Source organism: Enterobacter sp. MGH119, assembly GCF_001037675.1.
GTDB classification, from domain to species: Bacteria; Pseudomonadota; Gammaproteobacteria; order Enterobacterales; family Enterobacteriaceae; genus Enterobacter; species Enterobacter hormaechei_C.
Map to the genome: position 1 here is coordinate 579,899 of NZ_KQ089929.1, position 12,469 is coordinate 592,367.

Below are 12,469 nucleotides of genomic sequence, written 5' to 3' on the forward strand. Positions count from 1 at the left end.
CCTGAAGTGGATAAGCCATCGCCAAATTAAAGATAATCTGCCTGTGACCGATATTTTATATAAATAATCATGCTAAATGTGTTAGGTTATATTCACCATAATAATGATTATCTTTATCAGAGGCTTCATTCGGCAAGTATGAGGGATATAGACTTTTTCACCTGGCGACGGGAATGCGTCCTCCGGTTTCAGCAAATGACCTGTGCTGACGAGGTATATCAGGAACTTCAGCGACAAACGCAGGCGCTTGAATTCGATTATTATGCGCTTTGTGTTCGACACCCTGTGCCATTTACCCGCCCGCGAACCTCCGTCCATTCCAGTTATCCGCAACAATGGATGGCGCAATATCAATCCGAGAATTATTTCGCCATTGACCCGGTACTGAAGCCGGAGAATTTCATTCAGGGACATTTGCCCTGGACGGATGAATTATTCACGGATGCCCAGCAATTATGGGACGGCGCGCGGGACCACGGTTTACGCAAGGGAATAACGCAGTGTCTGATGATGCCAAATCATGCGCTCGGTTTCCTTTCCGTGTCATGTACCAGCTTACAGGCACACTCGATATCCAGTGAAGAAGTTGAGCTGCGTTTACAAATGCTGGTCCAGATGGCGCTCACTACGCTGTTGCGCTTTGAACATGAGACGGTGATGCCGCCTGAAATGAAATTCAGCAAGCGTGAACGGGAAATTCTGAAGTGGACCGCAGAAGGGAAGACGTCGGCAGAAATCGCCATCATTCTTTCCATCTCGGAAAATACCGTCAATTTCCACCAGAAGAATATGCAGAAGAAATTCAACGCACCGAATAAGATCCAGATAGCGTGTTATGCCGCGGCGACGGGACTTATCTGACTGATATCATGTTCTGCGTGTCAGACGAGAAAACGGCTGAATGCTTTGCATCCAGCCGTTTTTGTTACTGGCGGTAGGCTTGTTTAATTTGCTTAACCGTATTGGCAAAAACAGCGGATTCCGCCTGGTCTTCCATCTGCGCGATCTGTTTTTCCATTTTAATGATCACACGACCAGCATCAGCCTGGCCCATCGCCTGTAGCATAAGCGTCAGCAGCGACTTCAGGCAGTTTACTTCCTGTGCCAGTTCCTGGTTATTCTCGGCAGTGGCAAATTCAGGTGTGCTCATTTATTTTCCTCATTATAAAACAGCGCATGAGCGCGACGATGAAAGTTAAGGCGGCGGAGTATACCACAAGCTATGGCAAAAAATGCAGTGGTTGTTTTTTATACTTGTCGCGCCGCGATTATTGGTCGACGCGGATTATGAAGGTACTCTGTCCAATATGTTAGCGGCAATTAAATGTTTATCCCCGGTTCGTCATTCGTTAATTGTTGTTACAAAAAATCGCGCGCTCTTTTTCGTTTGAGTTAACAACTGTTTTAGTAACTTTTTGAATATCGATGCTAGAAAATAGCGGTAAAAGCCCAGCGGACAAGGGTTTTCTTTCCACTTGCTGTACAGCCTAATTTCCAAAAACGAGACCAGAATCGTATAGCCGATTTTTTAGCGTTTTAATCTTGCATGGAAAACCGTTAATATAAACCCAATTAGCAGTCAGTAGCGTTATCCCTATTCTGGAGACATTTCCTTTGATCAACGTCCTTCTTGTTGATGACCACGAACTGGTGCGCGCAGGGATACGACGCATTCTTGAAGATATAAAGGGTATTAAAGTTGCCGGCGAGGCGTGCTGTGGCGAAGATGCCGTCAAATGGTGTCGCGCTAACTCCGCAGACGTGGTGCTGATGGATATGAACATGCCCGGTATTGGCGGGCTTGAAGCCACGCGCAAAATCGCGCGCATGTTCGTTGATACCAAAGTTATCATGCTGACCGTCCATACCGAAAATCCGCTGCCTGCCAGGGTTATGCAGGCGGGTGCTGCCGGGTATCTCAGTAAAGGCGCCGCGCCGCAGGAAGTTGTCAATGCGATCCGCACCGTATACGCCGGGCAGCGTTACATCGCTTCTGATATTGCTCAACAGATGGCTCTGAGTCAGATTGAACCGGAAAAAACGGAATCTCCGTTTGCCAGTTTGTCTGAGCGCGAATTGCAGATTATGCTGATGATCACTAAAGGTCAGAAGGTGAATGAGATCTCAGAGCAGTTGAATCTCAGCCCGAAAACGGTCAACAGCTATCGCTATCGGATGTTCAGTAAATTGAACATTCACGGTGATGTCGAACTGACTCACCTGGCCATTCGCCATGGTTTGTGCAATGCGGAGTCGTTAATAAGTCAGTGAGTGAAGCGTTCGATTCAAAAGCATTTCTGAAAACCGTCACCAGCCAGCCGGGCGTCTACCGAATGTACGACGCTGGCGGTACGGTTATCTATGTCGGTAAGGCAAAAGATCTGAAAAAACGCCTTTCCAGCTATTTCCGCAGCAACCTTGCCTCCCGTAAAACCGAAGCGCTGGTCGCACTTATACACAACATTGATGTCACCGTAACGCATACGGAAACGGAAGCGCTGCTGCTTGAGCACAACTATATCAAGCTGTATCAGCCGCGCTACAACGTCCTGTTGCGCGATGATAAGTCCTACCCGTTTATCTTCCTGAGCGGTGATACCCATCCTCGCCTGGCGATGCATCGTGGCGCTAAGCATGCGAAGGGTGAATACTTTGGCCCTTTCCCGAACGGTTATGCCGTACGCGAAACGCTGGCGCTGTTGCAAAAAATCTTCCCCGTTCGCCAGTGTGAAAACAGCGTCTACCGCAACCGTTCCCGGCCGTGCCTGCAATATCAGATTGGCCGCTGCCTGGGGCCGTGCGTTGAAGGGCTGGTAAGCGAAGAAGAGTACGCGCAGCAGGTGGAATATGTCCGCCTGTTTTTAGCCGGGAAAGACGATCAGGTGCTGACGCAACTGATTACTCGTATGGAAAAAGCCAGCGCGGCGCTGGAATTTGAAGAGGCCGCACGCATCCGCGACCAGATCCAGGCGGTGCGCAGGGTGACCGAGAAGCAGTTTGTTTCTAATACGGGCGACGACCTCGATGTTATCGGCGTTGCCTTTGACGCCGGTCTGGCCTGTGTTCACGTGCTGTTTATTCGTCAGGGCAAAGTGCTCGGCAGCCGCAGCTACTTCCCGAAGGTGCCGGGCGGCACTGAGCTGGGTGAAGTGGTGGAGACTTTTGTCGGCCAGTTTTATTTGCAGGGCAGCCAGATGCGTACGCTGCCCTCGGAGATCCTTCTAGACTTCACGCTCGACGATAAAACCCTGCTGGCAGATTCGCTTTCAGAGCTGGCAGGCCGCCGGGTGAATGTCCAGACGAAACCGCGGGGCGATCGCGCGCGTTATCTGAAGCTGGCGCGAACCAATGCCGCCACGGCGCTGACCACCAAACTGTCCCAGCAGTCGACCGTCAGTCAGCGTTTAACCGCCCTTGCTACGCTGCTCAAGCTGCCGGAAGTGAAACGCATGGAATGCTTCGACATCAGCCATACGATGGGTGAGCAGACCGTGGCGTCGTGTGTGGTCTTTGATGCGAATGGCCCCCTGCGGGCAGAGTATCGTCGCTATAACATCACCGGCATTACGCCCGGTGACGATTATGCCGCCATGAACCAGGTGCTGCGCCGTCGCTATGGTAAAGCGATTGAAGAGAGCAAAATCCCGGACGTTATCCTTATCGACGGCGGGAAAGGGCAGTTGGGGCAGGCGAAGGCGGTATTCGAATCGCTCGACGTAGAGTGGGACAACAACCATCCGCTGCTGCTAGGGGTAGCAAAGGGGGCAGATCGTAAGGCTGGCCTGGAAACGCTGTTCTTTGAGCCGGAAGGCGAGGGCTTTAGCCTGCCGCCGGATTCCCCTGCGCTGCACGTGATCCAGCATATTCGCGATGAGTCGCACGATCATGCCATCAGCGGGCACCGTAAAAAACGGGCGAAAGTGAAAAATACCAGTACCCTTGAGACGATTGAAGGCGTCGGGCCAAAACGTCGCCAGATGCTGTTGAAGTATATGGGCGGATTGCAAGGATTACTCAACGCCAGTATGGAAGAAATTGCAAAAGTGCCGGGTATTTCGCAAGGGCTGGCAGAAAAGATCTACTACTCGTTGAAACATTGAGGGCTCTGTAGCAACATAGAGCTAAATTTTACTGACAACAGACAGTTACCGTCATCATGCGATTTAATATCCCTACGTTGCTCACTCTCTTTCGCGTTGTGCTCATTCCGTTCTTCGTCCTGGCATTTTACCTGCCGGTCGTCTGGGCGCCTTTTGCCTGTGCGCTTATTTTCCTGATCGCTGCCGTGACGGACTGGTTTGACGGTTATCTGGCGCGTCGCTGGAACCAGAGCACCCGCTTTGGCGCGTTCCTCGATCCGGTTGCGGATAAGGTGATGGTAGCAATCGCGATGGTGCTGGTGGCGGAACATTATCATACCTGGTGGGTGACGCTGCCTGCCGCGACCATGATTGGACGTGAGATTATTATCTCTGCCCTGCGCGAGTGGATGGCGGAGCTGGGTAAACGCAGCAGCGTGGCGGTGTCCTGGATTGGGAAAGTTAAAACCACTGCGCAGATGGCGGCGCTGGTGTGGATGCTGTGGCGTCCGAATGCCTGGGTAGAGTGGGCCGGCATTGGTCTGCTGTGGGTTGCGGCGGTGCTGACATTGTGGTCAATGCTGCAATATTTGAACGCTGCGCGCGGTGATTTGCTTGAACAGTGATCGTTTCGGCTTAATTTTCAGCAAACGATCCTGAGATGCAAAAAATAACGTTGACTCATAACGTCATATCAGTAGAATGCAACGCATCGAACGGCGGCACAGTTAGCCGGACGATAATGAAATCAAGTGGTTAGGAAGTCGTTAAATAGTTACTTGATGACATGCGGGAATAGCTCAGTTGGTAGAGCACGACCTTGCCAAGGTCGGGGTCGCGAGTTCGAGTCTCGTTTCCCGCTCCAGATTAAAGCATCGGCAGTTTGCGGGTGCAGGTCGAAAGACAACAGATTTAAGGCGCGTTAGCAAAGCGGTTATGTAGCGGATTGCAAATCCGTCTAGTCCGGTTCGACTCCGGAACGCGCCTCCACTTTCTTCCCTGGCCGGATGGTGGAATCGGTAGACACAAGGGATTTAAAATCCCTCGGCGTTCGCGCTGTGTGGGTTCAAGTCCCACTCCGGCTACCATGGGAAAACTAGAATAAAATCAATGATAAGCAGTGTCGTATAAACCACCGAAAGGTGGTTTTTTATTGCCTAATTTTCGCCATTCACCATTCTTTCGCCATTACGTTTCGCCATTCGAGAATTTTTTTACGGTGAAGTACCTAAGTACAAGTTAAATTTTACTTCAGGTTATTCGTTCTTGCTCTATGATGGTATACGTGTAATTTAACGAGAAGCCGAACTCGATATTCATACAAGTAAAATATCTCTCTAAGCATAAAATTTAAGGAGAATTTTAAATGCGTGCCTTTACTTCAGTAGTTTTGTTCCTTTGTTGTATTCTCAATCCAGTCCATGCTGAAGGCTGGTACATCAATAAACGTGGTGAACCAACAGTCATGTCAGATGATGGCTATTGGTATATGCTTCTTTCAAAGTCTATGAAAGGTGATGTGAATGCCTACCTGTTGCCTCGTAACGGTATCGAATGTAAAGCTTCTGGCAGTTCGTCAAGCATGTATGTTAATGGAACTAAATTGCGTTGGTGGCAGAACTGCGACCCATCTATGGGAATGTATTGGTACGCTTATACACAAGCAGGAATAAATCACCTAATTGGTGAATTCATGCGCCGTCAAACAGTCACCATCCGTGACGGTAGCTTAACAATTGTTTTTTCTGCGGTAGGCTTTAATGACAAAGCTCGACAGTTCATCGACGATGTAGCTGATCCTGGTTTATAAGATGTTTCGCGTCTTCAAGTTTGAAAAATACAAGTAAGAGCACCCTTCCTCGATTTTGAAGATGATAACTGGATCTGATTATTAGAATGAGAATGATTATCTGAAGAGTCTTGGTTCTTATGTGTATTTGAGGAGGGCATTACTGCCCCCCGACCACCGGTACTACAGAAATTTTTCGGTTATATCTCGCCGTTTGTGATGCATTTTTATGCCCTGAAATTTCCTGCTTCTCGTGAAGTGTTCCTTTCAGATCGGATATCCCTTTAGCTTTCAGATCATGGAACGTGAAGTTAAACTCAAGCTCAGAAAATTTTTCAGCAGCTAACTTTTTAGCTTTCATCCACTGCGCATTAAATGCATCTCGTGTGTAACGAGACCCTGACTGCTGGTGGATAACGTACAGACTTACCATGCCACTATTTAACGGAAGGGAATCGGCCAAGGTAATCGCTTTCGATAGGCGTGCTGTCCAGGCCTTAATCTGACTCACTGCCGTCTTGCTTTGCTGAATTAAAATGCCTTCATCAAGTATCTGACTCTTTTTAAGATCAAGAATGTCACCTTGACGTGCGCAGCATAAATACGCCAACTCCATGGCAATCTTCACTGGTAATGACGAAACGCTGAATAGAGCATCATATTCTTTGTCCGTGACGTACCGTGTGCGCGCCTGCTCCTTAAATTGCTTCACACCATGGCATGGATTCATCTTCACCTTGCCACGCTCATATGCCCACCTGAACACCCTCGACATAAACGCTTTCTCTCGGTTCGCCTGAACCCTGCTTTTAACACCTCTCTTATCCATATACTTCCTGATATGCTCAGGCTTAATGTTGTCTGGCTTCATCTTCCCGAAAACAACATTTACTTTTGAACCATATTTTCTGTAGTCCTTTCTGGTTTCGGTGGCCAGTTCATGAAAGTCGCCCGAGTTAAAGAACTCTTCACAAAGTGCGTGAAAGTTGGAACCTGCCCTGATATCGTTGATGAAGTTTTCATAGGCAGCCCAGACCTGAGACTTAGTAAGATCGCGATTGCACAATCTCACAGTTCTGCCGTCTGGCGTTCTGAACTCATAGGCTGATTTGCCCCGGCGAACGCGGGGCGGCATCCAGTTATCTTCCGGGTTTTTGCGGATTCTAGGCATTACATGTCCTTAAAGTTTGGTTCTTCTTCCTCTGGATTGTTGTCTACCTGCTTCAGGCCAGCTGGATTAGTTACATGATCCCATGTAGTTCCCGGCCTGCCATCTTTACGTGGTACAAAAAATACACCGCTTTCTTTCAGCGCTCTGCACTGAAGGGAAGGGCGGCGATAACCAGTAAGTTGATAGAGGTCATCAGGGGTAAGAAAACGTTGGCTTTGTCCGCTCATCGTATAGCTCTCCACTTAACCGGCTGCACCCGGCAAAATATCAATCAGTTTTTAAAACGCTGAATGCCATGAATACTTCTAAGGTGAATCTTCTGTAGAATTTTACGAACCCACAATAGAAAACATATGTCATCAGTAGCATAGATAAAGTTGATAATATGTTAAATCCAAACATTTCGTCTGTTAGGGTATTAATTACAAGTCTGACGAAAGCTACCCAAAAGAACAATAAAAATACCAAGCACACGTTCCTGCAAAATCCATATAATGCTACATAATTCTGTATTTTAGGCTGATGGTTGGAGGAGTGTTCATATGAGTAATGGTAGGCTAATCTAAAAAGATCACCTTGTAAGGCATAACCATTTTTAAGTTGAGATAAATCTACTGAAAAAATCTTCTTATAAGACTTTTCCAGCATGCTCCATAGCGGCGAAGCTAACTCCTTTGTAAGCTCTCGGGAGTACAGTTTATAAAAAGTAATTCTATCAAGAATAAATACTGGTAGTAATATCGTCTTAATTATTAGATACTTAGTTTTTCTGCCGTAATCTTTTTTGACTTCGTCTTTGAAATCATTATTTAACTCCCAAAAAAGATAGATAGAAGGGTACTGTAATGTATCATTCATATACTTTTCAACTAGAAAAGCAGAGCATATTGCTATTGCATGGCCAATGATATATGCAAGTATAACAATTGAAGAATATCCCAACAAACTGAGAGAAGATTCCTGTGCGATTGCAGTTTTCTTTAGTTGGATGATTACATCCCAATCCAGAGTGATCCCGCAAAAATATAGAAGATATAAAAACAATCCTCCTGGTATCAGGTAGCCAAGAAAATCATATATTGAAAAGGGGTTCTGGTTCATATCTTTTCACTCCCAAAATTGTGTTTGCTAGGGGGCAACACTATAAACGATCTACCTCACGAAGTTTATCTACTATTTTTTTTCGATTGGATTACGTTGTAAGTAACCGATTGATTTATTCATAAACCATTAATGTTCTTGATTTAGGCTTGTGCGTGTTTAAGCGACGTAGTATCCGCAACCTGCGCCGCCACGTTAGTACGGAGATTACGCAGTTCCAAAACAGCTACCTGCACTGCATAAGCGAACATAGCAGCAGGGCGGTCACTCACTTTTTCACTATCTCGTTGCATGTTGACAGCAATAGTCATCAGTTCATCCAGCTGTTCACCGGTCATTGGTTTATTGACTGTCATGATTTTGCTCCTGCTGCAATTTGTGTTGCTTAACGAAGTGGGCCACAGCCTTTGACTGGCTGGCGACAATGGTTTTGTCATCCATGTCCAGCCAAACGGTTTTACCGCGATACAGTGAGGCCCGACCAATTTCCTTACCATCGAGCATCACATACAGAGATCGTCCGCGAATTTCTGTTGTCGGTACTGGTTGTGACAAGCGATAGAGTTCACGTGCTTCAGCAATGGCTTTATGTTCGTCAATAATCGACAGCGCCTCGGCTAGGGCAGTGCCTTCAAGAGTGAAGACACCTTCATCACTGATCGTGGCCTGAGCCATCAGCTCAACGAAACGGCGCGCGTTCTTTACGCTCAGCACTGGCGCGATAGAGCTACGGGTAACTTTCGTTTTCCCCTGTGCAGCCGCTACAGCTTTATCGTGTTGGAGTACTTTCCCGGCCTGTTCGCCATACTCCATAACGCGATCAACCGCGACATCGACTGAAACAGCACCGGATTTAACCTCCTGCTGAACGTCATGGTTCGCCGTGCTGAGGAGCAGCAGCTTTTCGACGGTGGCCACAGACTTATTCACCAGCTTTGCTATCTCGCTGGTGGTCTGGTTAAAGGCGTTATGTAGCTCCTGAATAACAGCTGCCTGTTCCATATCGGATAGCGGAAGCTGGTTATTACTGGTCATGATGCGGGCCAGGCGCTGAACATCGTTACCGTTGAACGGCATGATGTGGATGCGGTCTACTGGCTTACCAGCTTCTGCACAACGCGCATAGCAGCGACGACGACGGTGGCCTTCAACAACCCACACTCCACCTTCATCACGGGCGATAACCTCCAGCGGGGGAACGGAGCCACCGTTCATCAGGTAGTTGAAGAGGTCATCATCTGCCTGGCGGGTACGTTCATCATCTTCGCGTTTGTTGAAACCTTCCCGCACATGGATTTGATCAAGGCTGATAAACATCCCGGTGTCGGTGCGCTTGATGGTCCCGTCACGTGTCATTTGCTTGAATGAGTTAGCCATCAGAGAGCCACCTCGTTATTTTGGGAAATGACGATGGGTGACAGCTCACGCAATTCTCGCTGGGCTTCCAGTAAATGCATATTGGTTCTGGTCTTCGTGTAGCGTTCAACAATGCGGTCACACTCTTTGGCCCAGCTTGCGACATCTTCACGCAGAGTAGCGTTCTGAAGAGCCAGTTCTTTACGCTGCGCCATCGCTTCGCAAAGCGCTACGCTTGTATAGTCCAGGCGGTTAGCCAGTTCGGTCATAATTCCGCGATAAGCTGGCGGAAGGAGAGGGGCGGCCTTACCCGCTGCGTCGATCAGCTGCTCCCGGGTCATGCGTGGTTGTAACTCGGTGACGTTCTGTGTGTTCGTCATGGATAGTTTCTCCGTGTTATACGCGCTCTGCACAGCGCTGAATTTTGGTTGCACGAATCCCTCGCCGACTGGCGACAAAAAATAATGGGGTTTCGTTTTAATAAGCACCCAACCAGAGCACTTAGTGAAACGGGCGGCTGCCACCGCCAGTCAGCTTCTCCACAATTGAGAGCGCGTTCTCCTGAGTTGATTTAACGACTACGGCCTCTCAAGTTGAACGCTGAACGCGCTTTCAGTTGTGAAAAAGGGGCGGTCGACATTAAGGACATTCAAAACTGCCGACCGCCAAGACTACACACAGCATCTGGTACCGTTACTACGGTTTACCACCTTCCTAACGTGATTCGTTTGTGGTGGCTGGTGCTGAACTTCAGCTCAGTGGCGCGGTGTTTCAATATCGTAACCGCCCGTTCCATCCGCGTTTGATCAGTCCGTATGCTCGCTTAGAACGTTTCGCCTGCTTATCTTTTCTCAACCGTTTGACGGTCAGCCCCGTCATTCACCACAACTGAAAAAGAGCGGTCCACCTTCACCATGCTTTGCCTGCCACCATTGGGATTGGTTACTACAGTAGTCGAAGGGTACAGTTTTTCATGCCCGCGCTCTTTCAGTTGCATCCTCGTCTCTTCCGAGGTGTCACACCTGATCGCCACGCTGGTGAAACGTCTCTGGCCGTCGTACTTGCCTGGCTTGCACATTCCGGCTACCCGCTGGATCTGGATATTGTCTTGCAAGGAATCCCCGGACCGCTGCGGCACATGTGCCATATGCCGTACTACTTACTACCACACCAACACAGGTAACTGTCAGTACCAGTGGTGTGATTCAAATGTAGGATATCTTACTTTGGTGTGTCAACACTAAAAGTAGGAAAACTTACATTAAGGATGAAAAAAAACCGACACGAATGTCGGTCTTAAGAGGGGAAAGATATTAGAGGTCAGTTACTACTTGTTTTACCACACCGACAATTTTGCAGTTACCATTGACTTCCATTACGCGGTAGTTAGGGTTTAACGGTACCAGGTATTTTAATGGCCCATCAATAACAAACTTTTTGAGAGTGGCCTCAGCAGAACCAACAATCTGAGCGACAACAATTTTGCCATTAACTTCTTGTGGGCTGCCGTAATCGGGGTCCACCACAACAAAGGAGCCTTCAGGAATACTTGGTGCTCCATTCGGGTTTGTCATAGAGTCGCCACGAACACGTAATGCAAAACCTTCATCAGATAAGTTGGCAGTGGTGAATATCCATTCGGAAATATCGTCCTCAGTAATGGGAGCACCACTTTCTGTCCATTCCCCAGCTTGAACCCAAGATAGGATAGGAATTTTCTTTACTCCAAATTTCTCAGTCGGCTTGTAAAGAATTTCGTCACAGTCTGGATCACCTTGTCCGGTAATAATCCACTGAGGGTTAGTTTTTAAGGCAGCCGCCAGCCCCTGTAGGTTAGATCCTCCAGGTTCATAATCACCAGACTCCCATCCTGTGACTGTTACTCGGTTTACACCAACCAACTTGGCGAGAACAGCCTGGGTGAGCTTTAGCTCTTTGCGTCTTGCGCGGATGCGTTCATTCATTTTCATGTAGGCAATCCTACCATTTTATGATGTAGGAATCCTTGACCTTTAAATGTAAGATATCCTACTATCATGGTGTGTGTTTCCCTTACATTTGAGGCAAAAATGAAAAAAGATGATGTGGTTTCTTACTTCGGCAGCGTGGGGAACGTAGCCAAGGCTTTAGGGATTTCCCATGCATCAGTATCTGGGTGGGGTGAAGTAATCCCAAAGGGCAGGGCATTCGAGATTCAGGCACTGACTGCTGAAAAGCTGAAAGTTGATCCAACCCTTTACGCTAAGCCTAATCAAAACGCTGCTTAATTTTAACTACCAAAGGAAAAACAACATGGTAGAGCCAAGCCTGAAAGAAGTAGTTAAAGCGATGTGCAAAGCGTATCCAGGAGGCCGTGAGGCTATGGCCGGTGCTCTTGGCATGTCAGTAACGCAGTTCAACAACAACCTGTATGAGAAGAACGGCTGCCGTTTCTTCGAAGTGAACGAGCTGGAGGCGATGGAAGACATCTCGAATACGTCCCTCCTGGCGGATTACTTTGCCCGTCGCCGTGGTGCGCTGCTGGTGGACGTTCCTCAACTTGAAGACCTTGATCGTGTCGACCTGTTTGATCGTGCCATGAGAACGTCAGCAGCGCGTGGACGTGTTGATACCGTGATCCAGAGAGCTCTCGAAGATGGAGTAATCGAACGTCATGAAGCTGAAGAAATCAATGAATACCACCGCCGTCATCTGGCAGCGCGTGAAGAAGAGATCCGCGCGATTGTCGCGCTGTTTAGCCGTAAGAAAAGCCAAAAAAAGTGACGCCCGCGAGTGTGCAGCTCCGGGCGTCGTGGCGTGTCGTATTCAGTGGAGAAACTAACGCATGAACAGTTTAAACCGATTGAGACCAGCGAAGCAATTCAGATGCCTTCCACTGGTAGGGAAAGATTCCCCGTTCGGCTATGTGGAGAGATTAAACAACCAGGCGGATGAGAACAACTACCAGCCTGTGAACGCGATGGTAGAGGCATT

General features: G+C 48.2%; 16 protein-coding genes and 3 tRNA genes. 10 read left to right on the forward strand and 9 right to left on the reverse strand.

All coding sequences use genetic code 11. The features are described 5' to 3' along the window. Positions 1–138: 138 nt before the first annotated feature. Positions 139–861 carry a transcriptional regulator SdiA gene (gene sdiA / locus SK53_RS02590; RefSeq protein ID WP_003859639.1) on the forward strand — a complete coding sequence of 241 codons (723 nt, stop codon included), beginning with the start codon at positions 139–141 and terminating at the stop codon, positions 859–861. 64 nt (positions 862–925) lie between these two features. Here the strand turns inward: sdiA and SK53_RS02595 are convergent, their stop codons facing one another. Then, the gene (locus SK53_RS02595; protein WP_003859644.1) at positions 926–1,150 is read right to left on the reverse strand and encodes a DUF2594 family protein; all 225 of its coding nucleotides are present in this window, start codon (positions 1,148–1,150) and stop codon (positions 926–928) included. Positions 1,151–1,614: 464 nt separating this feature from the next. Between SK53_RS02595 and uvrY the strand changes: the two genes are divergently transcribed. From uvrY to SK53_RS02630, 7 genes are all read left to right on the forward strand, one after another. Further along, positions 1,615–2,271, forward strand: a complete 657-nt coding sequence (uvrY, locus tag SK53_RS02600; RefSeq protein ID WP_003859647.1) for a UvrY/SirA/GacA family response regulator transcription factor — start codon at positions 1,615–1,617, stop codon at positions 2,269–2,271. Next, the gene (gene uvrC / locus SK53_RS02605) at positions 2,268–4,100 is read left to right on the forward strand and encodes an excinuclease ABC subunit UvrC (RefSeq protein ID WP_048208441.1); all 1,833 of its coding nucleotides are present in this window, start codon (positions 2,268–2,270) and stop codon (positions 4,098–4,100) included. Before uvrY ends, uvrC begins: the two co-directional genes overlap by 4 nt. Before the next feature lie 56 nt (positions 4,101–4,156). Beyond that, positions 4,157–4,705 (forward strand): CDP-diacylglycerol--glycerol-3-phosphate 3-phosphatidyltransferase, encoded by a 549-nt coding sequence (pgsA, locus tag SK53_RS02610; RefSeq protein ID WP_003859652.1) that lies wholly within the window; start codon positions 4,157–4,159, stop codon positions 4,703–4,705. 163 nt (positions 4,706–4,868) lie between these two features. Next, positions 4,869–4,944: transfer RNA gene (locus SK53_RS02615), tRNA-Gly, on the forward strand. 51 nt (positions 4,945–4,995) lie between these two features. Beyond that, positions 4,996–5,069: transfer RNA gene (locus SK53_RS02620), tRNA-Cys, on the forward strand. A gap of 11 nt (positions 5,070–5,080) precedes the next feature. Continuing rightward, a tRNA-Leu gene (locus tag SK53_RS02625) sits at positions 5,081–5,167 on the forward strand. 278 nt (positions 5,168–5,445) lie between these two features. Continuing rightward, positions 5,446–5,889: a hypothetical protein gene (locus SK53_RS02630; protein ID WP_032634721.1), complete on the forward strand. Its 444-nt coding sequence runs from the start codon at positions 5,446–5,448 to the stop codon at positions 5,887–5,889. 139 nt (positions 5,890–6,028) lie between these two features. Here the strand turns inward: SK53_RS02630 and SK53_RS02635 are convergent, their stop codons facing one another. The 8 genes from SK53_RS02635 to SK53_RS02665 form a co-directional block, all read right to left on the reverse strand. After that, positions 6,029–7,039 (reverse strand): tyrosine-type recombinase/integrase, encoded by a 1,011-nt coding sequence (locus SK53_RS02635; protein ID WP_048208443.1) that lies wholly within the window; start codon positions 7,037–7,039, stop codon positions 6,029–6,031. Further along, entirely contained in the window at positions 7,039–7,266 is a 228-nt protein-coding gene (locus tag SK53_RS22430; RefSeq protein ID WP_072207491.1) for a DUF4224 domain-containing protein, read from the reverse strand. The genes SK53_RS02635 and SK53_RS22430 overlap by 1 nt, the downstream gene beginning before the upstream one ends. A gap of 40 nt (positions 7,267–7,306) precedes the next feature. Further along, positions 7,307–8,140, reverse strand: a complete 834-nt coding sequence (locus SK53_RS02640) for a hypothetical protein (protein WP_048208445.1) — start codon at positions 8,138–8,140, stop codon at positions 7,307–7,309. A 143-nt stretch (positions 8,141–8,283) separates the two neighbouring features. Next, positions 8,284–8,496, reverse strand: a complete 213-nt coding sequence (locus tag SK53_RS02645; protein ID WP_048208446.1) for a hypothetical protein — start codon at positions 8,494–8,496, stop codon at positions 8,284–8,286. Further along, positions 8,483–9,517, reverse strand: coding sequence for a chromosome partitioning protein ParB (locus SK53_RS02650; protein ID WP_048208448.1), 1,035 nt, complete (start codon positions 9,515–9,517; stop codon positions 8,483–8,485). Before SK53_RS02650 ends, SK53_RS02645 begins: the two co-directional genes overlap by 14 nt. Then, positions 9,517–9,876: a hypothetical protein gene (locus SK53_RS02655; RefSeq protein WP_226868919.1), complete on the reverse strand. Its 360-nt coding sequence runs from the start codon at positions 9,874–9,876 to the stop codon at positions 9,517–9,519. The genes SK53_RS02650 and SK53_RS02655 overlap by 1 nt, the downstream gene beginning before the upstream one ends. 461 nt (positions 9,877–10,337) lie before the next feature. Continuing rightward, complete coding sequence (locus SK53_RS02660; RefSeq protein WP_156174849.1) at positions 10,338–10,610, reverse strand: hypothetical protein; 273 nt, start codon at positions 10,608–10,610, stop codon at positions 10,338–10,340. 199 nt (positions 10,611–10,809) lie between these two features. Next, positions 10,810–11,466, reverse strand: a complete 657-nt coding sequence (locus SK53_RS02665) for a LexA family protein (RefSeq protein ID WP_032634713.1) — start codon at positions 11,464–11,466, stop codon at positions 10,810–10,812. Positions 11,467–11,565: 99 nt separating this feature from the next. Between SK53_RS02665 and SK53_RS02670 the strand changes: the two genes are divergently transcribed. Both SK53_RS02670 and SK53_RS02675 read left to right on the forward strand, forming a co-directional pair. Further along, positions 11,566–11,763, forward strand: coding sequence for a Cro/CI family transcriptional regulator (locus SK53_RS02670; RefSeq protein WP_032634882.1), 198 nt, complete (start codon positions 11,566–11,568; stop codon positions 11,761–11,763). 25 nt (positions 11,764–11,788) lie between these two features. Then, positions 11,789–12,259 (forward strand): YmfL family putative regulatory protein, encoded by a 471-nt coding sequence (locus SK53_RS02675; protein ID WP_032634711.1) that lies wholly within the window; start codon positions 11,789–11,791, stop codon positions 12,257–12,259. Positions 12,260–12,469 lie beyond the last annotated feature (210 nt).

Bases quoted from the DNA above. Each gene is read 5' to 3' on its own strand.
- SK53_RS02635 (WP_048208443.1), bottom strand. From the start codon at position 7,039: ATGCCTAGAATCCGCAAAAACCCGGAAGATAACTGGATGCCGCCCCGC.
- SK53_RS02670 (WP_032634882.1), top strand. From the start codon at position 11,566: ATGAAAAAAGATGATGTGGTTTCTTACTTCGGCAGCGTGGGGAACGTA.
- sdiA (WP_003859639.1), top strand. From the start codon at position 139: ATGAGGGATATAGACTTTTTCACCTGGCGACGGGAATGCGTCCTCCGG.
- SK53_RS02630 (WP_032634721.1), top strand. From the start codon at position 5,446: ATGCGTGCCTTTACTTCAGTAGTTTTGTTCCTTTGTTGTATTCTCAAT.
- SK53_RS02655 (WP_226868919.1), bottom strand. From the start codon at position 9,876: ATGACGAACACACAGAACGTCACCGAGTTACAACCACGCATGACCCGG.
- SK53_RS02665 (WP_032634713.1), bottom strand. From the start codon at position 11,466: ATGAAAATGAATGAACGCATCCGCGCAAGACGCAAAGAGCTAAAGCTC.
- SK53_RS02650 (WP_048208448.1), bottom strand. From the start codon at position 9,517: ATGGCTAACTCATTCAAGCAAATGACACGTGACGGGACCATCAAGCGC.
- SK53_RS02645 (WP_048208446.1), bottom strand. From the start codon at position 8,496: ATGACAGTCAATAAACCAATGACCGGTGAACAGCTGGATGAACTGATG.
- SK53_RS02640 (WP_048208445.1), bottom strand. From the start codon at position 8,140: ATGAACCAGAACCCCTTTTCAATATATGATTTTCTTGGCTACCTGATA.
- pgsA (WP_003859652.1), top strand. From the start codon at position 4,157: ATGCGATTTAATATCCCTACGTTGCTCACTCTCTTTCGCGTTGTGCTC.
- SK53_RS02595 (WP_003859644.1), bottom strand. From the start codon at position 1,150: ATGAGCACACCTGAATTTGCCACTGCCGAGAATAACCAGGAACTGGCA.
- SK53_RS02675 (WP_032634711.1), top strand. From the start codon at position 11,789: ATGGTAGAGCCAAGCCTGAAAGAAGTAGTTAAAGCGATGTGCAAAGCG.
- SK53_RS22430 (WP_072207491.1), bottom strand. From the start codon at position 7,266: ATGAGCGGACAAAGCCAACGTTTTCTTACCCCTGATGACCTCTATCAA.